This is a genomic window from Indibacter alkaliphilus LW1 (assembly GCF_000295935.2).
GTDB lineage: Bacteria > Bacteroidota > Bacteroidia > Cytophagales > Cyclobacteriaceae > Indibacter > Indibacter alkaliphilus.
Genome location: NZ_ALWO02000020.1, coordinates 1 through 24,187, shown reverse-complemented (window position 1 = coordinate 24,187; position 24,187 = coordinate 1). Strand labels below are relative to the sequence as shown.

20 protein-coding genes, 2 tRNA genes and 2 pseudogenes are annotated in these 24,187 nt (G+C 38.3%); 17 read left to right on the top strand and 7 right to left on the bottom strand.

Going from position 1 to position 24,187, the window contains the following annotated elements:
• Window positions 1–177: 177 nt before the first annotated feature.
• Entirely contained in the window at window positions 178–1,515 is a 1,338-nt protein-coding gene (locus A33Q_RS03960) for an amidohydrolase (protein ID WP_009036247.1), read from the bottom strand.
• Between the two features lie 91 nt (window positions 1,516–1,606).
• On the opposite strand from A33Q_RS03960, the gene A33Q_RS03955 reads away from it, so the two are divergent.
• Entirely contained in the window at window positions 1,607–2,572 is a 966-nt protein-coding gene (locus tag A33Q_RS03955) for a YheT family hydrolase (protein ID WP_009036248.1), read from the top strand.
• 886 nt (window positions 2,573–3,458) lie between these two features.
• Here the strand turns inward: A33Q_RS03955 and A33Q_RS03950 are convergent.
• From A33Q_RS03950 to A33Q_RS03940, 3 genes and pseudogenes are all read right to left on the bottom strand, one after another.
• Window positions 3,459–3,851: pseudogene (locus A33Q_RS03950) on the bottom strand (xanthine dehydrogenase family protein molybdopterin-binding subunit); the annotation flags it as partial.
• A 56-nt stretch (window positions 3,852–3,907) separates the two neighbouring features.
• A complete protein-coding gene (locus A33Q_RS03945; RefSeq protein ID WP_009036250.1) occupies window positions 3,908–4,750 on the bottom strand; it encodes a hypothetical protein in 843 nt (280 codons plus the stop codon).
• Window positions 4,751–5,066: 316 nt separating this feature from the next.
• A complete protein-coding gene (locus A33Q_RS03940; RefSeq protein WP_009036251.1) occupies window positions 5,067–5,288 on the bottom strand; it encodes an FAD-dependent oxidoreductase in 222 nt (73 codons plus the stop codon).
• Window positions 5,289–5,644: 356 nt separating this feature from the next.
• On the opposite strand from A33Q_RS03940, the gene A33Q_RS03935 reads away from it, so the two are divergent.
• Window positions 5,645–6,208, top strand: coding sequence for a hypothetical protein (locus tag A33Q_RS03935; RefSeq protein WP_009036252.1), 564 nt, complete (start codon window positions 5,645–5,647; stop codon window positions 6,206–6,208).
• 248 nt (window positions 6,209–6,456) lie between these two features.
• Here the strand turns inward: A33Q_RS03935 and lhgO are convergent, their stop codons facing one another.
• Window positions 6,457–7,656: an L-2-hydroxyglutarate oxidase gene (gene lhgO, locus A33Q_RS03930; RefSeq protein ID WP_009036253.1), complete on the bottom strand. Its 1,200-nt coding sequence runs from the start codon at window positions 7,654–7,656 to the stop codon at window positions 6,457–6,459.
• 172 nt (window positions 7,657–7,828) lie between these two features.
• Between lhgO and thrS the strand changes: the two are divergent.
• The 4 genes and pseudogenes from thrS to rplT all read left to right on the top strand — a co-directional run bounded on the left by thrS (window position 7,829) and on the right by rplT (window position 11,081).
• Window positions 7,829–9,782, top strand: a pseudogene (gene thrS / locus A33Q_RS03925) (threonine--tRNA ligase).
• Between the two features lie 84 nt (window positions 9,783–9,866).
• Entirely contained in the window at window positions 9,867–10,418 is a 552-nt protein-coding gene (infC, locus tag A33Q_RS03920; protein ID WP_009036254.1) for a translation initiation factor IF-3, read from the top strand.
• Between the two features lie 20 nt (window positions 10,419–10,438).
• Window positions 10,439–10,636 carry a 50S ribosomal protein L35 gene (rpmI, locus tag A33Q_RS03915; RefSeq protein WP_009036255.1) on the top strand — a complete coding sequence of 66 codons (198 nt, stop codon included), beginning with the start codon at window positions 10,439–10,441 and terminating at the stop codon, window positions 10,634–10,636.
• Window positions 10,637–10,736: 100 nt separating this feature from the next.
• Window positions 10,737–11,081: a 50S ribosomal protein L20 gene (gene rplT / locus A33Q_RS03910; RefSeq protein ID WP_009036256.1), complete on the top strand. Its 345-nt coding sequence runs from the start codon at window positions 10,737–10,739 to the stop codon at window positions 11,079–11,081.
• A gap of 337 nt (window positions 11,082–11,418) precedes the next feature.
• Here rplT and A33Q_RS03905 read toward each other — a convergent pair.
• A tRNA-Met gene (locus tag A33Q_RS03905) sits at window positions 11,419–11,492 on the bottom strand.
• A 92-nt stretch (window positions 11,493–11,584) separates the two neighbouring features.
• Between A33Q_RS03905 and A33Q_RS03900 the strand changes: the two genes are divergently transcribed.
• The 8 genes from A33Q_RS03900 to bshB1 all read left to right on the top strand — a co-directional run bounded on the left by A33Q_RS03900 (window position 11,585) and on the right by bshB1 (window position 20,363).
• Window positions 11,585–11,980 carry an START-like domain-containing protein gene (locus A33Q_RS03900; RefSeq protein WP_009036257.1) on the top strand — a complete coding sequence of 132 codons (396 nt, stop codon included), beginning with the start codon at window positions 11,585–11,587 and terminating at the stop codon, window positions 11,978–11,980.
• 75 nt (window positions 11,981–12,055) lie between these two features.
• Window positions 12,056–13,879, top strand: a complete 1,824-nt coding sequence (locus A33Q_RS03895; protein ID WP_009036258.1) for an LptF/LptG family permease — start codon at window positions 12,056–12,058, stop codon at window positions 13,877–13,879.
• Between the two features lie 74 nt (window positions 13,880–13,953).
• Window positions 13,954–14,229 carry a 30S ribosomal protein S15 gene (rpsO, locus tag A33Q_RS03890; RefSeq protein ID WP_009036259.1) on the top strand — a complete coding sequence of 92 codons (276 nt, stop codon included), beginning with the start codon at window positions 13,954–13,956 and terminating at the stop codon, window positions 14,227–14,229.
• Between the two features lie 108 nt (window positions 14,230–14,337).
• Entirely contained in the window at window positions 14,338–16,479 is a 2,142-nt protein-coding gene (pnp, locus tag A33Q_RS03885) for a polyribonucleotide nucleotidyltransferase (RefSeq protein ID WP_009036260.1), read from the top strand.
• Window positions 16,480–16,565: 86 nt separating this feature from the next.
• The gene (locus tag A33Q_RS03880; protein ID WP_009036261.1) at window positions 16,566–17,429 is read left to right on the top strand and encodes a sigma-70 family RNA polymerase sigma factor; all 864 of its coding nucleotides are present in this window, start codon (window positions 16,566–16,568) and stop codon (window positions 17,427–17,429) included.
• 204 nt (window positions 17,430–17,633) lie between these two features.
• Complete coding sequence (gene trxB / locus A33Q_RS03875) at window positions 17,634–18,572, top strand: thioredoxin-disulfide reductase (protein WP_009036262.1); 939 nt, start codon at window positions 17,634–17,636, stop codon at window positions 18,570–18,572.
• Window positions 18,573–18,632: 60 nt separating this feature from the next.
• A complete protein-coding gene (locus A33Q_RS03870) occupies window positions 18,633–19,628 on the top strand; it encodes a peptidoglycan DD-metalloendopeptidase family protein (RefSeq protein WP_407635776.1) in 996 nt (331 codons plus the stop codon).
• An 18-nt stretch (window positions 19,629–19,646) separates the two neighbouring features.
• Window positions 19,647–20,363: a bacillithiol biosynthesis deacetylase BshB1 gene (gene bshB1, locus A33Q_RS03865; RefSeq protein WP_009036264.1), complete on the top strand. Its 717-nt coding sequence runs from the start codon at window positions 19,647–19,649 to the stop codon at window positions 20,361–20,363.
• An 11-nt stretch (window positions 20,364–20,374) separates the two neighbouring features.
• On the opposite strand, the gene pdxH is transcribed toward bshB1, so the two are convergent.
• Window positions 20,375–21,010: a pyridoxamine 5'-phosphate oxidase gene (gene pdxH / locus A33Q_RS03860; RefSeq protein ID WP_009036265.1), complete on the bottom strand. Its 636-nt coding sequence runs from the start codon at window positions 21,008–21,010 to the stop codon at window positions 20,375–20,377.
• Window positions 21,011–21,098: 88 nt separating this feature from the next.
• Between pdxH and A33Q_RS03855 the strand changes: the two genes are divergently transcribed.
• From A33Q_RS03855 to A33Q_RS03845, 3 genes are all read left to right on the top strand, one after another.
• Window positions 21,099–21,668 carry a YqgE/AlgH family protein gene (locus A33Q_RS03855; protein WP_009036266.1) on the top strand — a complete coding sequence of 190 codons (570 nt, stop codon included), beginning with the start codon at window positions 21,099–21,101 and terminating at the stop codon, window positions 21,666–21,668.
• Window positions 21,669–21,721: 53 nt separating this feature from the next.
• Window positions 21,722–23,821, top strand: a complete 2,100-nt coding sequence (locus A33Q_RS03850) for a DUF349 domain-containing protein (RefSeq protein ID WP_009036267.1) — start codon at window positions 21,722–21,724, stop codon at window positions 23,819–23,821.
• Between the two features lie 126 nt (window positions 23,822–23,947).
• Window positions 23,948–24,020 (top strand) — tRNA-Thr (locus A33Q_RS03845).
• Window positions 24,021–24,187 lie beyond the last annotated feature (167 nt).

Below are 24,187 nucleotides of genomic sequence, written 5' to 3'. Positions count from 1 at the left end.
GACTTTGGAGAAATAATGTAGAAATATGCTTTGCGAAATATATTGAAATATGCCTTCGGCGAAATAATTTCCCATCATCAACACTGAATTTCAAAATAATGCGGTGGAGTGAGGAATTTATTTCAACCTTATTTCTACTTTATTTCAATCGTATTTCTATAATATTTCCACCATATATCATTTCTTCATAATCTCCATATTCCTCAAAATTTCCATGGCAAAAACCCCCATGGCTTTCACCCCAGTTTTGATGGTAGGTTCGGGAAGTGGTGCAAATTGAGGGGAATGCAGTCCCGGGATTTCCAGACCTTCCGCTTGGGCCTTTTCAAGAAAATCAGGATCAGTGGCACCTAGGTAAAACATACTAATGGGGATATTCCTTGCCTGTAATCCAAATCTACTGAAATCTTCCCCTATCATCTGTGCTTTAACTTCTTTTACATTTTCTTCTCCTAAATTGGCTCTGAAAACTTCCACCATCCTTTCGGTTAGTGCCTCGTCATTAACCAAAGCAGGGGTATGTGGCTCCCTGATCCAATATTCGGGCATTTTGGAATCGGATAAACCAGCTGCTTTGGCAAACTGATCACTGATCCGCTTGATGCTGCTGATCATTTCCTCTCTAACTTCGGGAGAATAAGACCTCAATGTCAATTGCATGGTAACTTCATCAGGAATGATGTTATGCACAGATCCACCACGGATTGAACCAACAGTTACTACTGCAGGATCTGTAGGGGCGATTCTTCTGCTCACAATAGTCTGATAGGCCTGGATCATCTGAGCACTCAGAACGATAGGGTCGATACCGGTATGGGGAGCGGCACCATGTGCCCCTTCACCAAACACAGTCACATTCATCATGTCCACCCCAGCCATTAGTGGTCCAGCTTTATACCCTACCTTTCCGGCAGGCAAGAATGGATCATCATGAAGCGCTATGGCGAAATCAGGGTGAGGGAATTTTTCATACAAACCATCATTGAACATGTTCCAGGCACCCATTCCATTTTCCTCAGAAGGTTGGCCCACCATCAACAAGGTTCCTCTCCAGGAGTCTTTGAATTCCTGCATCAACCTTGCCGTACCAATAAAAACAGTCATGTGGATGTCATGACCGCATGAATGGGCAATGAAAGTTTCCTTTCCATCATTGGTCACTCCTTTTTTTGTCGAAGCATAGGGCAAGCCTGTTTTTTCCTCCATGGGCAGCGCATCCATATCAGCGCGTATCAATAGGACCGGGCCGGGACCGTTTTTCATTATTCCCACAACTCCGTATCCGCCGATTCCTTCTGTGACTTCATAGCCCAGGTCTCTCAATTCCTCAGCAATCCTGGCTGATGTTTCCTTTTCCTGCAAAGAAAGCTCAGGGTTTTGGTGGAGCTCCTTATAAAGCGCATCCAATTCCGGGTACATTTTATCAATGGAAGCATCCAATTGCTGGGCTTGGATAAAACCTGAAAATGCAATTGAAAACAGTAGAATGAGGAAAGTATATTTTGATTTTTTCATAAACTGAATCGGGTTATCTTTTTCAAATAAAACAAATTATTCCCTCTTTTGGGTTAGAGATAATAATTCAATTGAATCCAAAGCCATTTTTATGCCTATAATTCAGGAATCAACCTACATTCATCCTCCGTTTTACTTGTTCAACGGGCATGTGGAAACCATCATTCCCAGTATTTTCAGGAAAATAGAGGGAGTACAATACCAAAGGGAAAGGATTGATACTCCGGATGGGGATTTTTTGGACCTGGACTGGTCTAAGGTGGGTTCTGACAAGCTGCTTATTATTTCCCATGGATTGGAAGGAAGTTCTGAGCGACACTATGCCAAAGGCTTGGTCAAGCTCTTCAATGAAAATGGTTTTGATGCTTTGGCATGGAACAACAGGTCTTGCAGTGGAGAAATGAACAAAGGGAAACTCCTGTACCATCATGGTGCTTCTTATGACCTCAAAACTGTCATAGCGCATGCAGATAGGGAAACAGCTTATAGGGAATTTTACCTTACGGGCATTTCTATGGGAGGAGCACAGACCCTCAAGTATTTAGGTGAAAATGGATCCTCCATTCATCCCAAGATCAAAAAGGCAGCGGTTTATTCCACTCCATGTAACCTTCCCGATTCAGCAGCCACACTAAGAGAAAAGCGGAATTCGTTTTACAAAAAGAGGTTTTTGGGAAAGCTGAAGGCAAAAATGTTTTTGAAAGGAAGTCAATATCCCGGTTTGGTAGATTTGGAATTGCTCAGTAAGGTTAAAGATTTCGACACTTTCGACACCCACTTTACAGCCAAGTTGCATGGATTTAAGGATGCGGATGATTTTTACCAGTCTGTAAGTGCCGACAATTGGATGGAAAAGATTGAAGTTCCCACTTTGATCATCAATGCACTGAATGACCCACTTCTGAAAGGCAGGTGTTTCCCTGTAGATCTTGCCAAAAGAAAATCTAATCTTTACTTGGAAATGCCCAAAAGGGGAGGACATACAGGGTTTCTTTTGAAAGGTCAGGAGTACTCTTGGGCAGAATTGAGGTTTTTGGAGTTTTTTAGAGAGATGTGAAATGTGAGAAATGAGAAGTTAAGATGCGAGAGACGAGAATCGAGAAACAAGAGAAAAGACAAAAGGTGGAAAAATGAAAGTTCAAAGCCTGTTTCAAGGACCGGATAGGCAAGAGGGTTTGATGTGAAAATGCGCTTATGAAAAGTACCATGAGATCAATAAAAAAACGATAGCCCAGAAGGCTATCGCTTTTTGATAATTATTACCCAATCAATTTTTGTTTAAAAATTGATGTCTTTATCACATTTGAAGTGATGATATTTTTAAATGTCTTTTGGAAAAAGCTGGAACTTTAAACAAATGCCTATAAACTAAATAAATAACCCCATTTTTGAGTCAAGTGTTTCATTTTTAGGGATAAAAGCAGGTTTTAAAGTTAAATAACCATCTGGTTAGATTTCTTAGATGGTATGACATTGGCGGAATTGAATGCTCTATCGTATGAGAAAGCATGTTATATATAAATGACCTCTTAGCAGTCGGGGCTTTTTATTTTTAACCGTTAATTTTTTCAACAAAGCTGATTCTGGATTCTTGGTGATCCCAATGGAATCAAATGTTTATAGTATAAAAATGCGTCTAGGACAGGGTTCGGTCCCGTTGAGGTCGAATATAACTAGTTGCTTTGGTGCAACCTCAGACTCCAATCTACCTGATCAATTAAGTAGGGTTTTAAACTTCGATTAAAGCTTTTAATTGTTTTTTCAGAAGTCTTAATTAATCTTTCCATTTTGTTTTCTAAAGAAAACAATATCATAAAATGTTTTATACAAAAATCAAAATGAAGATATGTTTTCTGAGGAAAATATATTTTATCAGACTTGTAATAATCAAAAAAGAGGCCTGACTAGACCTCTAAAATTACATCCTGGTAATTTCTGATTCCAATTCCTTTCCAAATGGCTTTTTCTCTTACTAACTTCAATACTCCTGCATATCGTTCAGGATCATAATCATTGTTTTTGCCAACAGGGTTCTCTTTAGCCCTTTTAAGCATTTCCAATCTGAAGTCAATAGGGTCTTTTCCCAATTCTTCAGCCAATTCATCCAAAAAGGATTGTTCTGCACTGGCAATAAAATTGGATCTGGGCGCCCTGGATGATCCTACGGTGATATTAGAAGCGACAATCCATTCTTCTGCCAGATAGTTTTCTATGGCACCCGGAGGGAAGCGGTCCGCATACAAAGGAGGCTCTACCAACCCACCTGCATTCACATGGAAACCGATCCGGTTATTGTCCTTGTCCAAAGCGACAGGGTAAGTGACCTGGTATATGGGAGGTTCAACTGTATTTCTAACTTATTTCAAAATCCATTTAAATCACAAGAATATATTTAAAGGATGGGATTTGATCTTTTGACAAACTCATTGTTAAATGAATACACCAAACTGATATTCCAGATCCAATTATCAACTTCTATTTCCGAAATGATTTTTTTACTGATAATTGTACCTAGCGATATGGGGAAATCTTTTTTTCCGATCAAAAAAGAACCACTGGCAAAATACCCGTCTTTTTCATTCATCTTGAGGTAAAACAACTGTGGCTTGGCATTTAGAAAAAACTTTTTTGTGATGCTAAGATTCGTATGGGAAGTACCGAGAGCAACAAACTGATTGATGGCAAGCGGGCCACTTCCCAAGCTTCTACCCTGTAGGTAAAGGAAGGTTACTTTATTGTTTTCGTTGAAATTATAGCTAGGAGAGATTTCTCCGGCGAAAAAGCGGTTAGTTTTCATGGTCTCCACCATATTGCCATTATCATCTTCCACCATAATATTTTCAAAAATATAGGCAGGATGGGCACCGACGTGAAGTTTGAATTTATCCGATTTGATGAGTTTGTATCTCCACCATAATATAAAAGACCAGGGCTGTCCATCTAAAGCAAATCTCATCTCTGGATCAAAGCTGAGTCTCTCACCACCGACTGAAAGCTCAAAAATGGCAGCAGGCCTATTGAGTGAAAATGCAGGAATCAAAGAAAGCCCATTGTTGGTGATACTGATGTTACCTCTAAAATGGGTCAAATTGTCTGGCACATCATCTTGACAATGTCCAAAATTAAGGGTTGTCAATATTAAAATCATCGCTAAAACTGTCATTTTCAAACAAAAGTTCATGTTTGGAAAAGCAATTTTAGCAAACTTATATTCTACATGTAATGATGAAAGCATGGGGAAAGGGTGGATTAGAAGCAGAAGGTATTCAATTACCAATGTGCAAAACTAGAAGAATTGAAAGATAGATTATAATCTCAATCAAATCAATTTTTGCCTAAATCAAACAATTGAGGCTAAAATTTGAGAACCAGGTCAAGAATATGATAAATAAACCTCTCTTCCTCAATAGTTACGATTTACGAAGGACGATTTACGGGGCTTTGTCAATGCTTATACCCATCTTTTGTCTAGCGTCTTATGTCTTGGTATCGTTTACGAATTACCAGGTTTTGATCTAACTCCAGAACTGCTTTGTTTCTAATTTCTCGCTTTAAGGAATGGTTTTGACATCTAAAGATTCTTTCTGACTCATTTGAGCCACCTTGGCAGAATAAAGACCGGCACAATTGATGGTCAAGTCAGTTTGAAAATCACCTTGGGAAGTTTGGATATTGGAAGTATGCCCTGTCTGTTTGATAGCGTTCACCTTGTGGTTTTGAAAAACTTCACCACCCAATTCCTGAAATTCTATCGCGTATTTTTCTGCTACCAATTTATAATCAATTATTCCGGTCTGAGGGACATGGGTGGCTACTACTCCGGCACAGTAAGTGGATAATTCCCTAGCATCACGAACCTGGACAACCAGATATTAGACCTTTTGCGATAAAAATGAATGCTCGGGTGACTATTTAAAAATTTAAAGATAAAATAAGAATTTATTTTAATAAAAGATTGCACAATTTAAGGTTAGAAAATATTTTAATAGGAATATTTTTAACAAAACTAAAATTCTTTAAGCACTATGGAAATCTGCCCCCACACCCCTCCACAAACACACACACACACACAAATTTCTTTCATTCAGAACGATTTTTAACAAGTTTTATACACCGAAATTGAAAAATTATGAATATTCAACATAAATATTCGATACTGCTGATTTTGTTCTTTGCCCTATCATTTTCCATTGGGGCAAGGGCTCAATCCGAGGCTGAAATCTTTACTGCAAAAAAAGCTGTTTATCTTGAGGTAGGTGGAAGTTCTGGAAGATACGCAGTAAACTATAGCAAGATTTTTCATCAAAAAGATAAATTAAAGCTAAATGCCAGTGCAGGTTTTTCTATGTGGCGAAATCAACTAAATGATTTCAAGACGATTTGGCTTCCCGTTATTCCTATAGAGGTGTCAGCCTTATATGGCAAGTCAAACCATCATCTGGAATTAGGTTTAGGGTTTACTTCATATTTAAGCAGAACTTTAGAAATTAATTCGGAAACATTTGAATTTAATGACAAAGTGGTATTTGGTTCTCTAATTCCTTTAAGAATCGGTTATAGATACCAAAAACCAGAAGGTGGCTTCTTTTTTAGGATTGGCTATACCCCATTTTTCAATGTTCCAGTTGGAGAAGGGAAAAGCTGGTCATTCTATCCTTATTGGGCAGGTGTAAGTTTTGGAAAGAGTTTTTAAAGGGATTTTATTTTGCTTGCCCTTAAGAAAAAAACAAATAGAGGCAAACCTCGATCAATTTTAACCTCGGGAAATTCAGGGTGCATCCAACAAAAAACCGTCTGAAGGCTTAGAGCCATCTGACGGTCAAAGCGTCTTGGTACTTGTTTCTCGGTTCTCTTTACAGAATCTTCTAGTACGCTACGGCACACTCAAAGGTTAACCCCCTCTGGGTTCTTTTCTCTTGGTTCTTAATTCTAATCTCTCCCTCAAAACCTCTTCAGCGCCCACTCACATACGGTTCCACCTATAGACAGGGAACTTGTTGCGGCAGGAGAGGGGGCATTAAGGACATGAATGGCATTTTGATCTTCCCGGATGCAGAAATCATCCAGTAGTCCACCGGTCCTGTCACAAGCCTGAGCCCTTACACCTGCTCCACCTTCTATAAGATCACTTTCCTGAATGTCAGGGATAAGTTCTTTTAGGGCATCGGTAAATGCTTTCTTGGAGAAAGACCTGAAAAGTTCACCCATTCCGGTTTTCCAGTACTTGGAGGCTACTTTTTGAAATCCTGGCCAGCTTAGGGTTTCGGCCAACTCTGAAAAGTTGACCTGGGACTTTTTATATCCCTCTCTCTTAAATGCCAATACAGCATTCGGACCTGCTTCCACTCCTCCTTTCATCATGCGGGTAAAGTGTACTCCCAAAAACGGGAAATTGGGATCAGGAACCGGGTAAATTAGGTTTTTGACCAAGTATTCTCTTTCCTTTTTGATCTTATAATATTCACCTCTGAAAGGAATAATTTTTACATCCAGGCTTTCTTTCTGGTTCATCTGAGCCACTTTATCAGAGTAGAGGCCTGCACAATTGATCAGAAGATTTGTTGAAAAACTTCCCTTGCTGGTATGAATGATTGATGCTGTGTTTTGGGTTTCGACTTTAATGACCTTATGACCGAGAAAAACCTGTCCGCCGAGTATTTGAAATTTCTCAGCGTATTTTTCAGCCACTAGTTTGTAATCAACTATTCCGGTCTGCGGGACATGGATGGCCGCTACTCCGGCACAATAAGGTTCGAAATGCTTCAGTTCATCCAAGGTGATGGAGCGGGTGCCCTTTAATCCATTTTGTAAGCCTCTTTCAAGCAATGAATTGAGAAGTGGAACCTGTTCTTTTCTGGTAGCGACGACCACTTTTCCGGTGAGTTCAAACGGGATATTTTCTTCTTCACAAAACCTAACCAGTTCATGGTAGCCTTCTATACAGTTTTTAGCTTTTAGGGAACCAGGCTTATAATACAAACCGGAATGGATTACACCACTATTGTTACCTGTCTGATGTTTGGCTACTTCTTCCTCTTTCTCCAGTAGGGCTACTTTGATATTCGGGTTTCGTTGTTTGATCTTTAAACCCGTAGCCAGCCCGACTATTCCCCCGCCAATAATTATTACCTGAAAATCCATTAATACCTTTTTTGAATGATTACAACAGCAAATATATGTACAAGCACATGAAAAAATAAACTAAGCTTATTTCTATATCCTTTTATAAAGCCACAATCAATTTGCATATTTGCAGCTAAAATAAATGCATCTGTTTGTATAGGTGCCATGTTTCATTTACACAATTCTTTAAATGTCTAACCAACAAATCAAAATTACCCTACCGGATGGATCGGTAAGAGAGTATGAAAAAGGAGTTTCAGGGCTACAGATTGCACTTAGTATCAGCGAGGGTTTGGCCAGAAACGTACTTGCAGCAAAAGTAAACGGAAAAGTCTGGGACGCCACCCGTCCCATCAATCAGGATTCATCTGTACAGTTGTTGACCTGGAATGATAACGAGGGGAAAAACACCTTTTGGCATTCCTCTGCGCACTTGATGGCAGAAGCTTTGGAAGCACTTTATCCGGGAGTGAAACTGGGTATAGGGCCGCCGATTGAAAACGGGTTTTATTATGACGTAGATTTCGGAGACAAATCCTTGGATGGCTCGGAGTTGGAAAAAATAGAAGCCAAAATGCTTGAGCTGGCCAGACAAAAAAACGAATATATCCGAAAAGATATTTCAAAGAAAGATGCGGTTGCCTATTTCAGCGAAAAAGGTGACGAATACAAGTTGGACCTTTTGGAGGGTCTGGAAGATGGTTCGATTACTTTTTATGAGCAGGGTAATTTTGTGGACCTCTGCCGTGGACCTCACATTCCCAATACGGGATTTATCAAAGCAGCTAAGTTGTTGAATATAGCAGGGGCTTACTGGAGAGGGGACGAAAAAAACAAAATGCTCACCAGGATTTATGGCATTACTTTCCCGAAAGCTAAAGAGCTGCAGGAGTACCTACACATGTTGGAAGAAGCCAAAAAGCGTGACCATAGAAAACTTGGCCGGGAGTTGGAGCTTTTTACATTTTCAGAGAAGGTAGGGATGGGCTTACCTCTATGGTTGCCCAAAGGTACTTTGTTAAGGGAAAGACTGGTGAACTTTATGAAAAGGGCACAGGACAAATCCGGATATCAGCAGGTAGTTACACCGCATATTGGTCACAAAGCCCTTTATGAAACATCAGGACATTACGAGAAGTATGGGAAAGATTCTTTCCAGCCAATAGCCACGCCTAATGAAGGAGAGGAGTTTTTGCTAAAGCCAATGAATTGCCCTCATCATTGCGAAATATACAAACACAAACCACGCTCATACAAAGATCTTCCGATTCGATATGCAGAATTTGGGACTGTTTATCGGTATGAACAAAGTGGAGAATTACATGGCTTAACAAGAGTAAGAGGTTTTACCCAAGATGATGCACATATATTTTGCCGTCCTGATCAGGTCAAAGAAGAGTTTATTAAAGTAATAGATTTGGTTCTATATGTTTTCCAGGCCTTAGGTTTTGAGGATTTTTACAGCCCAGGTTTCTTTGAGAGACCCTGACAATAAAGATAAATACATAGGTTCTGATGAAGCTTGGGAAAAAGCAGAGTCGGCTATAATTGAAGCAGCCGCTGAAAAAGGGCTGGAAACTATAACCGAACTTGGAGAGGCAGCATTTTATGGTCCAAAGTTGGACTTTATGGTAAAAGATGCTCTTGGTAGAAAATGGCAATTGGGAACTATTCAGGTAGATTATAACCTTCCTGAGAGATTTCAGTTGGAATATATAGGTTCAGATAACCAAAAGCACAGGCCTGTGATGATCCACAGGGCGCCATTTGGTTCTTTGGAAAGGTTTGTAGCTGTCTTGATAGAGCATTGTGCGGGTAATTTTCCACTTTGGCTATCACCAGAGCAGATTACTATACTTCCGATTTCAGAGAAATTTATTGCGTATGCGGAAGAAATACGGACTAAATTAGAGGAGGAAGATATTATTGGTGCAATTGATAACAGAGACGAAAAAATTGGACGAAAAATCAGGGATGCAGAGGTCAAGAAAATTCCGTTCATGTTAATTGTAGGTGAAAAAGAACAGGAAGAAGGAAGAATATCAGTCCGTAAACACGGAGAAGGTGATAAAGGTAGTCTTAATGTGGAGGAGTTTGTAAGCTATTTTAAAGGAATAATAGAAACATCTCTAAAGCAGAAATAAAGGCAGTAAAAACGAATGAGATTTTTTAAATCTCGAAATAATTCAGATATTTGCAGGCAATTTCATTAAAACAACCAAAAAATTTTGAGAGGAAGAACACCGTTCAGACAAAGACAAGAAGAGCCTTATAAGGTAAATGAGAAAATCAGAGCAAGAGAAGTCCGCATAGTAGGGGACTTTGTAGAAGGGGGAAATGCCGTAATGGCAACCTCCCAAGCGTTGAAGCTTGCTCAGGAAAATGATCTCGATCTTGTAGAAATCTCCCCAAATGCCAATCCACCTGTCTGTAAGGTGATTGACTATGCCAAGTTTAAATACGAACAGAAAAAGAAGCAAAAGGAGATTAAAGCCAATGCTGCCAAAACTGTTCTCAAAGAAATCAGATTCGGTCCCAATACCGATGACCATGATTTTAATTTTAAATTGAAGCATGCCATAGGCTTCCTAAAAGAAGGTGCAAAAGTTAAAGCTTATGTTCACTTTGTAGGTAGGTCAATAGTCTTTAAAGAGAGGGGCGAAATGTTGTTATTGAGATTTGCACAAGAGTTGGAAGAATATGCACAAGTAGAGCAACTTCCAAAACTTGAGGGTAAAAGGATGTTCTTATTCCTTGCCCCCAAAACCAGTAAAAAATAATTCAACAAACAAATACAGTTATGCCTAAAGTAAAAACTAAATCAAGTGCAAAAAAACGGTTTAAGCTTACCGCTACCGGAAAAATCAGAAGGAAGCATGCTTACAAAAGCCACATCTTGACAAAAAAATCTACCAAGAGGAAGAGAAATCTTACCAAAATGGGAGAGGTTCATGAGTCAGATGAAGGAAGAGTAAAAGCAATGTTGAGAATAGGATAATTCTCTTCTCCCCTATTAATTAAAATTAAGGTTTATTTATTCACCAGACGCTCAGGTTTAAAAGTCCGATAGGCACCTAGGGTCAAAAAAATTAAAAATTATGCCTAGATCAGTAAATGCAGTTGCTTCAAGAGCAAGAAGAAAAAAAGTCCTTAAAGCAACAAAAGGCTACTTCGGAAGAGGTAAAAATGTGTGGACCGTTGCTAAAAACAAATATGAAAAAGGTCTTCAATACGCTTACAGAGACAGAAAAGCTAAGAAAAGAGAGTTCAGAGCTTTATGGATCCAGCGTATCAATGCGGGTGCCAGAGAACATGGTATTTCGTATTCACAATTTATGGGTATGCTTAAGAAAGGCGGAATCGAATTGAACAGAAAGGTTCTTGCAGATTTGGCTATGAATCATCCCGAGGCATTCAAAGCTGTTGTTGAAAAAGTTAAGTAAGAGCGCACTCAATTACTTGATAATCAAAGCCCCGCAAAACGGGGCTTTTTTTATTGGCTAATTTTTATAAAGTCCTTATATGTGATTGGGAAATTTACTATATTACAAATGTACAATTATAGGAGACCAATACCTGAAATTCAAAAAAAATGAATTTTGGGGATTGGTTTTTTATTAAAAGATCGTTTGCTGACGTTTATAATAATGGAAAAAGCCTCTCAGTAAAGAGAAGCTTTGAGTAGCGAGGAGCAGAATAGGATTGCCGACCGCCGAGGCGGATAAGAATCCTGCTGCTGGTTTAAAATAAAAAAGCCTCTCAGTAAAGAGAAGCTTTGAGTAGCGAGGAGCAGAATCGAACTGCCGACCTCAGGGTTATGAATCCTGCGCTCTAACCATCTGAGCTACCTCGCCAATTGGGAATGCAAATATGAGGTCTTGACCTTTGAATTGCAAACATATTGACGCAAAAAAAGTGTTTTTTTGAAAACTAAATAATCGAAAAAATGGTAAAGAATAAGTTTGTTGCTGATTATCAAATCAATACTTCAAGGAAAATACTTTTCCCCTACTTGAGCACTGCAAGTGGCCTATCAGAATGGTACGCAGATGATGTCTCCATAAATGAAGATAAAACCTATAAGTTTCAATATGACGGCGAAGATCATTATGCTAGAGTTGTGGCTTTAAGAACAAATTATCATGTGAAATTCGATTTTTTTGACCCGGATAACCCCGATGAAACAGATCATTCTTTTATAGAGTTTAAGCTAGAAGAAAATGAATTGACTCAGACCTTGTTTCTAAAGGTAATTGATTATAGTGATTCTTATGATGATGATGAATTGGAATCTATTTGGGAAAACCTCGTTTCGAATCTCAAAGAGATCATCGGCGGATAGCTGGCAAAATTCGATGAATTTTGAATATTATTGCCAACTTTGTCGTTAAATCAAACGGCAGGCAATATACTGTTAATGAAAAAACTTGATAAGCTTATTCTTGGGTCCTTTATCGGCCCATTCTTTTTAACATTTATTGTGGTGGATTTTATTCTGCTCACTGTAAATATGTTAAAGTATTTCGACGAAATTTTTGGGAAAGGCCTGGATTTCATGATCTACATTGAGCTTTTCTCTTATTTCGTAATCAGTATTTCACCAATGGCTCTTCCACTGGCAGTGCTATTGTCCTCTTTAATGACTTTTGGTAACCTTGGAGAACATTTTGAGCTTACAGCTATCAAGAGTAGCGGTATTTCCCTTTTGAGGGCATTGAGGCCGATTGGAATTTTCGTTGTTATATTGACTATTTTTGCCTATTTATCTAATAATTACCTTGTACCTAAAGTTAATTTAAAGACATTCAGTCTGCTTTATGATATAAGAATGAAATCACCCGCACTCGATATCAAAGAAGGTGTTTTTTATGCTGGTATTCCAAACTACAGCATTAAGGTTAATAGAAAAATTGATGATGTCAGGTTGAGAGATGTAATCATTTATGATCACTCGGAGGGGCAGGGTAATATCAATGTAATTCTAGCGGATTCAGGCAGAATGGAGCCGTTTTTTAATGATCGCTACATGCGTCTTACGCTTTATAATGGTATCAGCTACAAAGAAGCGCGTTCTCAAAGGGGTATTACAGAGAAGCCAGTGGATTTCACAAGAACCAATTTTTCTGAAAACCAAATGGTATTCAATTTGGAATCTTTTCAGTTAAACAGGACGCCTGAGGATTTATGGTCAACTAACAGATCTATAAAAAATATTGCTCAGCTAAAAGATGGGCTTGACTCTATGGCCAGTGAGATTAATCAGATTATCTATTACAATTATATGACTACTGAGTCTTCCTATTCATATTTTTCAAGAAATAGGAAGATAACTCCTCCAGAAGATATAGTCAGAGGTAAACTGTTATATGATTCCCTTAGAGAGGCTAGGCTTAAGTTCAGAAAGGAGAGGAAAGAGGACAGTCTTAGAAGTGTGGGGGTTTCAGCTTCTAAAATAGACTCAAGTTTGGTGGCTCTTGATTCCGTGGCAGACCAGGAATATCAGTTGATGCAGGATTCTCTGGGCCTTTCGCAGTCACAATCAGGGTTAGACTCAATGGCATTGGACGTAATAGATGAAATTGGGAGTGAGGAACAAAGCGATATAAGAGAAAAACTCACTTTGATGCCTGACCCCAGTCCAGGTAATTTTGAAAATGCAAGAATAGAGGAAAAGAATGAAAAGACTGAAACCACCGATTCATTAAAAATGGCATTGAAGCCAACGGAGTTTACTCCGGAGCAAAAAGCAAAAATAGATTCAATTGTAAGTGCTGGGAATTACAAGGCAAGGGCAGCAACTGTTGGTTTGAACAATGCTAGAACAGTAAAAAATAATTTCAGTACCAAGCTTACCCAGATTGATAATCTGGAAAGGGAGTATAGGAGATTTCAGATAGCGTGGTTTCAAAAGTATACTACAGCATTCGCCTGTATAGTGATGTTTATGATAGGAGCTCCATTAGGGGCAATTATAAAAAAAGGAGGTTTAGGAATGCCAGTTCTACTGTCAATTATCTTTTTTATTGTTTATTATATGTTGACCATTACCGGAGAAAAATGGGCAAAAGAAGGTGTGACAGGTGCATTATTAGGTACTTGGTTTTCCAACCTTGTGCTCTTACCATTTGGATTTTTCTTTCTGAAACAAGCCCGGAAAGATGCCAGGCTATTCGAAGCGGATACCTACGTTGAATTTTTCAAAAAAATTCACCAAAGCTTCAAAAGATTGTTTTCTAATTAATTCCTTGCATTTTTAAATTCAAAATAAAGGTTTTACCTTTGTGGCTGTTTAAAATTAAAAAATATTAACTAGACATGTATTTATCCACAGAGAAAAAAGCGGAGCTTTTCAAAAATCATGGCAGGTTAAAGTCTGAAAAAGATACAGGATCACCGGAATCTCAGATTGCGTTGTTTACCTATAGAATTCAGCACCTGACCGAGCATTTGAAAACAAACAAAAAAGATCACTCTTCAAGATTGAGTCTTTTAAAATTGGTAGGTAAAAGAAGAAGTTTGCTTAACTACTTGATCAAAAATGATATCGAGAGATACAGAGCAATCATTGCCGAACTAGGAATTAGAAAATAATACCATATTGTCAGTAAGGTTCTCTGAAGGAGAACCTTACTTTTTTGCCTCCCCACGATATTGAACCTTACTTTTACATCTTAGCTAATTTATTCTTAACAAAACTGTATGTTACCAAACGTAATTTCAAAAACTATTACCCTAGAGGATGGTAGAGAAATAATTATTGAAACCGGAGCTTTAGCCAAGCAGGCTGATGGATCGGTTGTCGTAAAAATGGGTAAGGCTATGTTGCTTGCAACAGTCGTGTCCAAAAAAGAGGCAGGAGAAGGAGTTGATTTTCTTCCAATGTCTGTAGATTACCAAGAGAAATTTGCCGCATCCGGAAAAATTCCCGGAGGTTTTTTGAAAAGAGAAGGCAGACTTTCTGATTATGAAATTTTAATAAGTCGAATTGTAGACAGGGCAATAAGGCCTATTTTTCCAGATGATTATCATGCTGACACCCAGATTGCTATCACCTTGATGTCTTATGATCCGGAAGTTTTACCTGATTGTTTGGCAGGTTTAGCAGCTTCTGCTGCCCTTGCTGTTTCGGATATACCATTCAATGGTCCTATTTCAGAAGTCAGAGTAGCCAAAGTAGACGGTAAACTTATCATCAACCCTACTCCTGAACTCATCAAAAATGCTTCTTTGGAGTTTATTGTTGCTGGTTCTGAAGAATATATCCTTATGGTAGAAGGTGAAGCCGATGAGATCTCTGAGGATGAAATGGTAGAAGCCATGCAATATGCCCACGAAGAGATCAAAAGGCATTGCCAGATTCAAAAGGAATTGACTGTTGCTGTTGGAAAAGAAACCAAGAGGGAATATAACCATGAAAAGTCCGACGAGGCTTTGTTTGAAAAAATGCATGCGGAACTTTATGACAAATGTTATGAAGTAGTCGCTAAACAAATTGCCAATAAATCAGAAAGATCTGACCTTATCAAAACAATCAAAGAAGAGTTCGTTGAAAGCCTTGGAGAAGAGCATGGTTTTGAAGAGTCTTTGATTGGTCCGTATTTCAGCAAAATCCATAAGGAAGCTGCAAGAAACCTCACGTTGAATGAAAAGAAAAGACTTGACGGCAGAAAGCTGGATGAAGTTAGGCCTATTTGGTCAGTAGTGGACTATCTTCCTTCTGCCCATGGTTCAGCAGTATTTACCCGTGGAGAAACTCAATCGGTCACTACCTGTACCTTGGGTACAAAGATGGACGAACAGATGGTAGACGGAGCTGTGATTTCAGGTTACAATAAATTTTTTCTTCATTATAATTTCCCTGGATTTTCAACTGGTGAAGTAAAACCTAATAGAGGTCCGGGTAGAAGAGAAGTGGGACATGGCAACTTGGCCATGAGAGCCCTGAAAAAGGTTTTGCCCAAAGATGACGAAAACCCATACACAATTAGAATTGTGTCTGACATTCTTGAATCGAATGGTTCGTCTTCTATGGCTACTGTTTGCGCGGGTTCACTTGCATTGATGGATGCCGGCATCCAGATTAAAGCACCTGTGACAGGTATTGCCATGGGTATGATTTCTGATGCAAAGACAGGAAATTATTCCATTTTGTCAGATATTCTCGGAGATGAGGACCATTTGGGGGATATGGATTTCAAAGTAACAGGGACGGAAAAAGGGATTACTGCTTGTCAGATGGACCTTAAAGTAGAGGGCTTGGATTACAACGTCCTTAAAGAAGCGCTTTATCAGGCTAAAAACGGCAGGCTTCATATTCTTGAGGAAATCAAGAAAACTTTGGCCGAGCCAAAAGCGGATCTGAAACCGCATACACCAAGATCCTTTATCATGAATATTCCTAAGGAGCTTATCGGTGCTGTTATCGGACCAGGCGGAAAAGTGATCCAGGAAATCCAAAAAGATACAGGAGCTACTATTGTAATTGAAGAGATAGACAATCAGGGCAAAATCAATATTTTCTCTAACAATCAAGATTCGATGGATGCTGCTATCAGCAGAATCAGAGCAATCGTTGCCCAGCCTGAAATAGGAGAGACCTATACTGGAAAAGTGAAAAACATCATGCCATTTGGAGCTTTTGTAGAGTTTATGCCTGGAAAAGACGGGTTACTTCACATTTCTGAAATTAAATGGGAGAGGCTTGAAAATATGGAAGGTGTTTTGGAACCTGGAGAAGAAATAATGGTTAAACTTATTGATGTGGATAAGAAAACAGGAAAATTCAAATTATCCAGAAAAGTTTTGTTACCAAAACCAGAAAATTCCGGTAAAAAAGATTAAGTTCAAAATTGGATTCAATCAAATTGAACTATACTTGGAATCATTTCTGTTATACTATTCAGTCTTAACCAAATAAATATTCTTGAATGAGGCAGCTAAAAATTAGCAAACAGATTACCAACAGAGAAAGCCAGTCCCTTGATAAATATCTTCAGGAGATAGGTAAAGTAGATCTTCTAACTGCAGATGAGGAAGTAGTACTAGCTAAAAGAATCCGGGAAGGAGATCAGCTTGCGTTGGAAAAATTAACCAAAGCAAACCTAAGGTTTGTGGTTTCTGTAGCCAAACAATATCAAAATCAAGGGCTTTCCCTTGGTGATTTAATTAATGAAGGTAACTTAGGTCTAATCAAAGCTGCTCAAAGGTTTGATGAGACAAGAGGTTTCAAATTCATCTCTTATGCTGTATGGTGGATAAGACAATCTATTCTTCAGGCTTTGGCCGAGCAGTCTAGGATTGTTAGGCTGCCACTAAATAGAGTAGGCTCGCTAAATAAAATAAGTAAAACCTTCTCTGAATTAGAACAGAAGTTTGAAAGAGAACCATCCCCTGAAGAGCTCGCTGAGGTACTTGAAGTTACTGCTGGAGAAGTAGTAGACACTATGAAAATATCTGGTAGGCACGTATCTATGGATGCCCCATTTGTTCAAGGTGAAGAAAATAGTCTCCTTGATGTATTGGAAAATGATGGTGACGAAAAACCCGATGATGGTTTGATGACTGACTCGCTTAGAAAGGAAGTTCAGCGTGCATTATCAACACTTACATCCAGAGAAGCAGATGTAATTACACTTTATTTTGGATTGAATGGTGAACACGCTATGACGCTTGAAGAGATCGGTGAGAAATTCAATCTTACAAGAGAAAGAGTTCGTCAGATCAAAGAAAAGGCAATCAGGAGGTTAAGACATACTTCTAGAAGTAAAACATTAAAGCCATATCTAGGATAACTCACATTAATTGAGTGAACATTATTGAAAAAGGGGTTTTACCCCTTTTTTTATATCCAAAATTTAAAATTCGCACTTTTCCATATTGTAAAACCTATCTTTCTGAGATTCATGGTGTCAACTTGGTCAAGGGAATTTTAACAGGTATTAACTTTGTTGTGAAATGTATTTTATTAAAATTTGCTAACCCATAATTTAAATCAAATGTCTTCTGAAATAGAAAAAGTAAAGGTCCTCATCATAGGGTCAGGACCGGCAGGTTATACTGCGGCTATTTACGCTTCAAGGGCTGGGCTTGCTCCTGTCTTATACACTGGCGGGCAACCAGGTGGCCAATTGACTATAACGACTGATGTGGAAAATTACCCTGGGTATCCTGAAGGGATTATGGGGCCTGAAATGATGGAAGATTTCCGAAAGCAGGCCGAAAGATTTGGGACCCAAGTCAGATATGGAATGGTTACGAAGGTGGATTTTTCTGTAAAGCCACACAAAGTAATTGTCGATGATCAAAAAGAAATCCATGCAGATACAGTTGTGATTTCAACTGGAGCTTCAGCCAAATGGCTTGGTATCGAAAGTGAGGAAAGGCTTAACGGCAAGGGGGTTTCTGCCTGTGCCGTTTGTGATGGTTTTTTCTTTAGAGGACAGGATGTAGCTATCGTGGGTGCAGGTGACACCGCATGTGAAGAGGCTTCTTACCTGGCTAATATTTGCAACAAAGTATATATGCTCATCAGAAGAGATGAGATGAGAGCATCTCAAATCATGCAAAAAAGAGTCCTCAACAATCCAAAGATAGAAGTCCTTTGGAATACAGAAACTGATGAAATTCTAGGCAAAGATGAAGTAGAGGGAGTTAGGGTTTTTGATAATAAATCTGGAGAAAAAAGAAATTTGAAAATTTCTGGCTTTTTTGTTGCTATTGGGCATGAACCAAATACTTCAATCTTTAAGGATTTTCTTGATATGGATGAGAGTGGTTATATCCTAACCAAAGCAGGCAGTACCAAAACAAATATTGAAGGAGTTTTTGCCTGTGGAGATGCTCAAGACCATATTTATAGACAGGCAGTAACTGCAGCTGGAACAGGCTGTATGGCAGCTCTTGATGCTGAAAGGTATTTGGCTGCTCAAGAATAGTTTGATTCCTTTCTAATGATAATTAAAAGTTACCTTACATTACTTATTTTATTTTTGAGCATGAGTCTTATTGAGACCCATGCTCAAACTTTTCCAAAAATCATTAAAAAACCAAAAACTGAAACACCAGCTCCACCATTAAATCCAGTTCAACGAGATTTAAGACTTTTTGACGCGCAAAAGTACCTTCAGAATGTCACAAGAGATACAGATTCACTTTTATTTAAAGACTTCGTTAATCTGAAAAGGAGATTAAGTATTGTATCAGAAGATACACTATCTCTGATCTGGGCGCCGACTAACCAATTGGTACAAGTTTCTGAAAAAATTCTCATTGACAGCATTTGGGTTACAGCATTTGAATATTATGCTTCTTGGGACAGCAGAAAAATCAATATTTATGATTTCAATCCCAAAGATTTTAAAGATACAGTCTATGTTAAGCTATTTGATCCATTTTTTGGAACAGACTATAAAATGCCCTTGGATGTAACCCAAGTGACTTCGGAGTTTGGCTTCAGGCGGTTTAGATGGCACCATGGAACCGATCTTAGGCTGCGTGTGGGGGATCCTATATACTCTGTGTTTGATGGTATAGTGAGGGTCAGATCATTTGATAGAAATGGCTATGGATATTATATCGTGGTACGGCATAAGAATGGATTAGAGACATTATATGGACACATGTCCAAGCTTATAGCGGAAGTAGGCCAGGAAGTCAAGGCAGGTGATTTAATTGGATTGGGAGGCAGTACCGGAAGAAGTACTGGACCCCACCTTCATTTTGAAGTCAGGTATCAAGGCCTATCTATCAACCCGACAGAATTGTTCGATTTCAATTTAGGAAGGTTAAAGTCTGATGTATATAGAATTACTGCATCTAGTTTTGATCATGTGATTCAAACACAAGAATCTGTTTATCATAGGGTTAGAAGTGGGGAGAATTTGAGTATAATTGCGAGAAGGTACGGTGTGAGAGTCAGTACGCTTACAAGACTAAACAATATTTCAACAAATAGCATTTTAAGGGTAGGACAAAGGTTGAGAGTACGCTAAGAACTTAAAAGTCAAAAAATGAAACTAGATATTTTGGTAATTGCTGCACACCCCGATGATGCAGAGCTTGCCTGTTCAGGAACTATAGCAGCACATATTGCAAAAGGTTATAAAGTTGGCATTTTAGACTTGACCAAAGGTGAAATGGGGACTAGAGGAACACCGGAAACAAGGCTTAAGGAGTCATCAAGTGCTTCTCAAATACTCGGCTTATCAATGAGGGAAAACCTTGGCTTCAGGGATGTTTTTTTTGAAGATGATGAAAAGCACTATTTGGCTATTGTAAAATACATCCGTAAATATCAACCTGAGATTGTTTTGGCAAATGCAGTTTCCGACCGGCACCCCGATCACGGTAAAGGTGGTTTAGTTGCTTCAAAAGCGTGTTTTATAAGTGGACTTAGAAAAGTTAGTACGCTATGGGACGGGAATGACCAAGCCGCTTGGCGTCCTAAATTTATTTATCATTACATTCAAAATAATTACATAAAACCTGATTTTGTTGTTGACGTTTCTGCTTTTTGGGAAAAAAAGATGGAAAGTATTCAAGCATTTAAATCCCAATTTTATGATCCGGACAGCAAAGAACCGGAAAGTTTCATTTCCTCCTCTGGCTTTCTTGACTTCATTGAGGCAAGAGGAAGAGAATTTGGTCATAGTATCAACGTGAAATATGGTGAAGGATTTACTGTGGAGAGAATGATAGGTATTGAAGATATATTTGATTTAAAGTAAAAAGTCCAATTTCAGGGGGCCAACCTGCTGATTTTCCAATCACCGCTATTCTGTAAAACATAAAGGATCCTATCATGTAGTCGGCTAGGTCTACCTTGCCAGAATTCTATCTGGTCTGCTATAATTCTAAACCCTCCCCAATGCTCAGGTCTTTTGATTGTTTCTGGGGTTAATTTTTTGTTAAGTTCTTTTTCTTTGATTTCAAGAAACTCTCTATTAGGAATTTCTTGGCTTTGAGGAGAAACCCACGCTCCAATTTGACTTGAAAATGGCCTTGAGAAAAAATATTCATCAGATTCTTCAGAAGAAATTTTCTCTACTTTTCCCGATATCCTGACTTGACGCTCTAATTCAGCCCAATGAAATGTAGCCGCTACAAAGGGGTTGTCGGCAAGCTCAGAGCCTTTAACGCTTGAATAGTTGGTAAAAAAAACAAAACCATGGTCAACTCCTTTTAGTAAAACTATTCTTGAGTTTGGTCTGCCATTTTTATCAATAGTACTCAAGTTCATAGCATTTGCCTCCAAAACTTGCGAATTCAATACTTCTCCAAACCAATTTTTGAATTGATCTAAAGGAGATTTTTCTACATCTGTAATATCGAGTGTTTGAAGTGAATATTCCTTTCTTATGTCAGCAATTTCCATTTTGTCTAGCTTTTGGTTATAAAATTATCATACTTATTGCATTTAAAAAATTTAGCCATAAATTACCTCAGTAACTTTTCTAATGTAAATGAGCCAAGAAAAACACATATCGCCAAAAGCTGGACATTTATTAATTTCAGAACCATTTCTACAGGATGAAAATTTTGTCAGATCTGTAGTGTTGGTCTGCGAAAACAATGAAAATGGTTCATTCGGTCTAGTATTGAACAAACTCTCCATCCTAAAGCTCAATGAGCTGATTGATAATGTTTCAGTAGTCGAATGTAATGTTTATGTTGGTGGTCCCGTAGAGCAAAATACTTTACATTTCATTTATTTCGGTGAAAAGCTGTCGGAGCAAAGTATAGAATTGGCGAAGGATCTTTGGTGGGGTGGTAATTTTGATGAAATTGTTGAACAAATCAACATAGGTAAATTAGATAAGGAAAAAATCAGGTTTTTTATAGGCTATTCAGGTTGGGCCATAGGTCAACTAGATCTCGAACTTCAAGAGAATACCTGGATTGTTTGTGATGAATTAATTTCAGAAAATATTTTCACCTCTTCACCTGAGGATTTATGGAAAATTATTTTGAGAAATATGGGGGGAGAATATCAGCTTATGGCAAATTATCCCATTGACCCAAGATTAAATTAAATCATTTTATTACTTTTGCTTCTTACAGATATCAAAAAAGTACCGATTACATTATGGATAATGACAAGGAAATGTCTGAAAAAGACAAGGTGACCCGAACCAACTCTGAATCAGTTGGAGAAGGTAAAAAAGACCAAATGAATGAGGAATCAGAGCAGGCAAAAAAGGAATCTCCAAAAGCTGAACTTACTTCCGATCACCAAGATGGAGATGAGAGTAAGTCTGAAATAATGGAGGAAGAAAATGCTGAGCCTAAAAAGGAAGAGGGCGTTAATGCTGAAACTTTTGAAAGTACAGAACTTCAAGAAAAAGTGGAAGAAACTAATCCTTCCAATGTGTCCCCAGTAGATTCTGATAAATCTACCCATGATGTCAGTGGGGAACAAAGTGCAGTAACTCAGGAGCAGTCTGAAGAATCTACCAATGATGAAGAAGAAGAAATAGAGGCGGTTGATTATTCTCACTTTAACAAAAAAGAACTCCTAAATGCTTTAAAGGAGCTTGTAGCTACAGAAAAATATTCAAAAATTGATTCTGTTGTCAGTGAAATAAAAAATCACTTTGATGATATCTATAACAAGGAAAAAGATATTGCCTTAAAAGACTTTTTGGAGAAAGGTGGTACCACCGATGATTTCCAATATAGAGCAGAAGATGAGGATAGGTTGTTTTTTGCTGCATACAACGATTTCAGAGAAAAGAAATCCAATTTCCTAAGAGATCAGGAAAGACAGAAAGAAAAGAACCTTCAAGCTAAGAATGAAATTTTAGATCGGCTTAGAGAGCTTGTGGATGGAGAAGAAACCACTCACAGTATCAGCACCATCAAATCTATCCAGGAAGAGTGGAAGAAGATTGGGCCAGTGCCAGGATCTCAGAACAGGAGTCTCTGGGCCTCCTATAACGCCTTGATGGACAGGTTTTATGACAATAGGAGTATTTATTTTGAATTAAAAGAGCTTGACCGAAAGAAAAATCTTGAACAGAAACTGGAAATTTGTGAAAAAGCGGAATCTCTTATCAAGTTGGATGATCTGAAAGAGGCAATAAAAATTTTGAATGACTTACATGAGGAATTCAAGCATATTGGACCAGTTCCAAGAGATGAGCAGGAAGCATTATGGCAGAGGTTCAAATCAGCGTCCGATGCTGTATATGAAAGACGTAAAGAATTTTATGACAGCCAAAAGGAAGTCTTCAAAGATAACCTAATCAAAAAAGAAGCTCTGATTGAAAAGTTATCCAGTTTCAAAGATTTCACTACCTCTAAGATAAAAGAGTGGAATACTAAAACGAAAGAAGTTCTAGCTATTCAAAAAGAGTGGGAAGCTACAGGTCCCGTACCAAGAGAGGCAGGAAAGGAAGTAAATAAGAAATTCTGGGGTCACTTTAAGCAGTTCTTCCACAATAAGAATCAGTTTTTTAAAGAGCTGGATGACATTCGTTTGACTAATAAGAAGAAAGCAGAGGAACTTATTTCAGCAGCTGAAGCCTTGATGGAAAGTACGGATTGGCAAGAAACCTCGGGCAAGCTAATTAATCTTCAACAGGAGTGGAAGAAGATAGGCCCAACTCCAGAAAAGGTTAGAGATGAACTTTACAGGAAGTTTAAGCATGCTTGTGATACGTTTTTTGATAATAGGAGAGACGCAAATAAACAGGTCAATAAAGAATTTGAAGATAATCTCAAGCTGAAGGAAACACTTTGTGAAAAAATAAGGTCAGAATCTGAAGGAGAGAATCTGTCTGAGGAATCTTTAGAAAAACTTATAACGGAATTCAACGCTATAGGCTTTGTGCCAAGAAAAAACATGAAAGAAATCATAGCAAAGTTTAATGAGGCTGTGGATGCTTATGTAAATAAACTTGGTGTAGCTGGAGGGCAAAAAGAAGAGTTTTTATTCAGGCTTAACCTCAATAAGCTTCAAGCTGATCCAAATGCAAATAGAGTCCTGAATAAGAAAGAGCATGGCATTCGAAAGCAAATTGCAGATTTGGAAAATAATATTACTCTTTGGAAAAATAACTTAGAGTTCTTTGCTGCATCCAAGACCGCGGATAAACTGAAGGATCAATTTGATGAGAAAATCAATAAGGCAGAAAAAGAAATTGACAAGTTGAAGAAAAAACTTTCTATTATAAGAGAATTTTAATTGTCTCATAAATAAGGGGATAGTAAATGTTCCCTTATTTTTTTCCGAAATACTTTTGCACCATTGATCTATCCCTCTATATTTGCACCACGTTTTCAGTCAAAGGGCTGAGAAAAATAAATAAAAGCCTCCTTAGCTCAGCTGGTAGAGCAACTGACTTGTAATCAGTAGGTCGCTGGTTCGATCCCGGCAGGGGGCTCTTTTTATACTTTAGGAATGATAGTTCAACTGATTAAGATCCTTTTCCCAATACTCGGNAAGNTCGCTGNNGTTGAGNTATNAAAATAAAAGGAGTGGTAGTTCAGCTGGTTAGAATGCCTGTCCCGAGTTCTCGGGAAGGTCGCTGCAGTTGAGTTATTAAAAAAT

Coding starts and splice junctions, on each gene's coding strand:
- rplT (WP_009036256.1), top strand. CDS start 10,737: ATGCCTAGATCAGTAAATGCAGTTGCTTCAAGAGCAAGAAGAAAAAAA.
- A33Q_RS03880 (WP_009036261.1), top strand. CDS start 16,566: ATGAGGCAGCTAAAAATTAGCAAACAGATTACCAACAGAGAAAGCCAG.
- pnp (WP_009036260.1), top strand. CDS start 14,338: ATGTTACCAAACGTAATTTCAAAAACTATTACCCTAGAGGATGGTAGA.
- rpmI (WP_009036255.1), top strand. CDS start 10,439: ATGCCTAAAGTAAAAACTAAATCAAGTGCAAAAAAACGGTTTAAGCTT.
- A33Q_RS03850 (WP_009036267.1), top strand. CDS start 21,722: ATGGATAATGACAAGGAAATGTCTGAAAAAGACAAGGTGACCCGAACC.
- A33Q_RS03955 (WP_009036248.1), top strand. CDS start 1,607: ATGCCTATAATTCAGGAATCAACCTACATTCATCCTCCGTTTTACTTG.
- A33Q_RS03895 (WP_009036258.1), top strand. CDS start 12,056: ATGAAAAAACTTGATAAGCTTATTCTTGGGTCCTTTATCGGCCCATTC.
- pdxH (WP_009036265.1), bottom strand. CDS start 21,010: ATGGAAATTGCTGACATAAGAAAGGAATATTCACTTCAAACACTCGAT.
- A33Q_RS03855 (WP_009036266.1), top strand. CDS start 21,099: ATGAGCCAAGAAAAACACATATCGCCAAAAGCTGGACATTTATTAATT.
- lhgO (WP_009036253.1), bottom strand. CDS start 7,656: ATGGATTTTCAGGTAATAATTATTGGCGGGGGAATAGTCGGGCTGGCT.
- A33Q_RS03960 (WP_009036247.1), bottom strand. CDS start 1,515: ATGAAAAAATCAAAATATACTTTCCTCATTCTACTGTTTTCAATTGCA.
- A33Q_RS03870 (WP_407635776.1), top strand. CDS start 18,633: ATGAGTCTTATTGAGACCCATGCTCAAACTTTTCCAAAAATCATTAAA.
- bshB1 (WP_009036264.1), top strand. CDS start 19,647: ATGAAACTAGATATTTTGGTAATTGCTGCACACCCCGATGATGCAGAG.
- A33Q_RS03935 (WP_009036252.1), top strand. CDS start 5,645: ATGAATATTCAACATAAATATTCGATACTGCTGATTTTGTTCTTTGCC.
- rpsO (WP_009036259.1), top strand. CDS start 13,954: ATGTATTTATCCACAGAGAAAAAAGCGGAGCTTTTCAAAAATCATGGC.
- trxB (WP_009036262.1), top strand. CDS start 17,634: ATGTCTTCTGAAATAGAAAAAGTAAAGGTCCTCATCATAGGGTCAGGA.
- A33Q_RS03945 (WP_009036250.1), bottom strand. CDS start 4,750: ATGCTTTCATCATTACATGTAGAATATAAGTTTGCTAAAATTGCTTTT.
- A33Q_RS03900 (WP_009036257.1), top strand. CDS start 11,585: ATGGTAAAGAATAAGTTTGTTGCTGATTATCAAATCAATACTTCAAGG.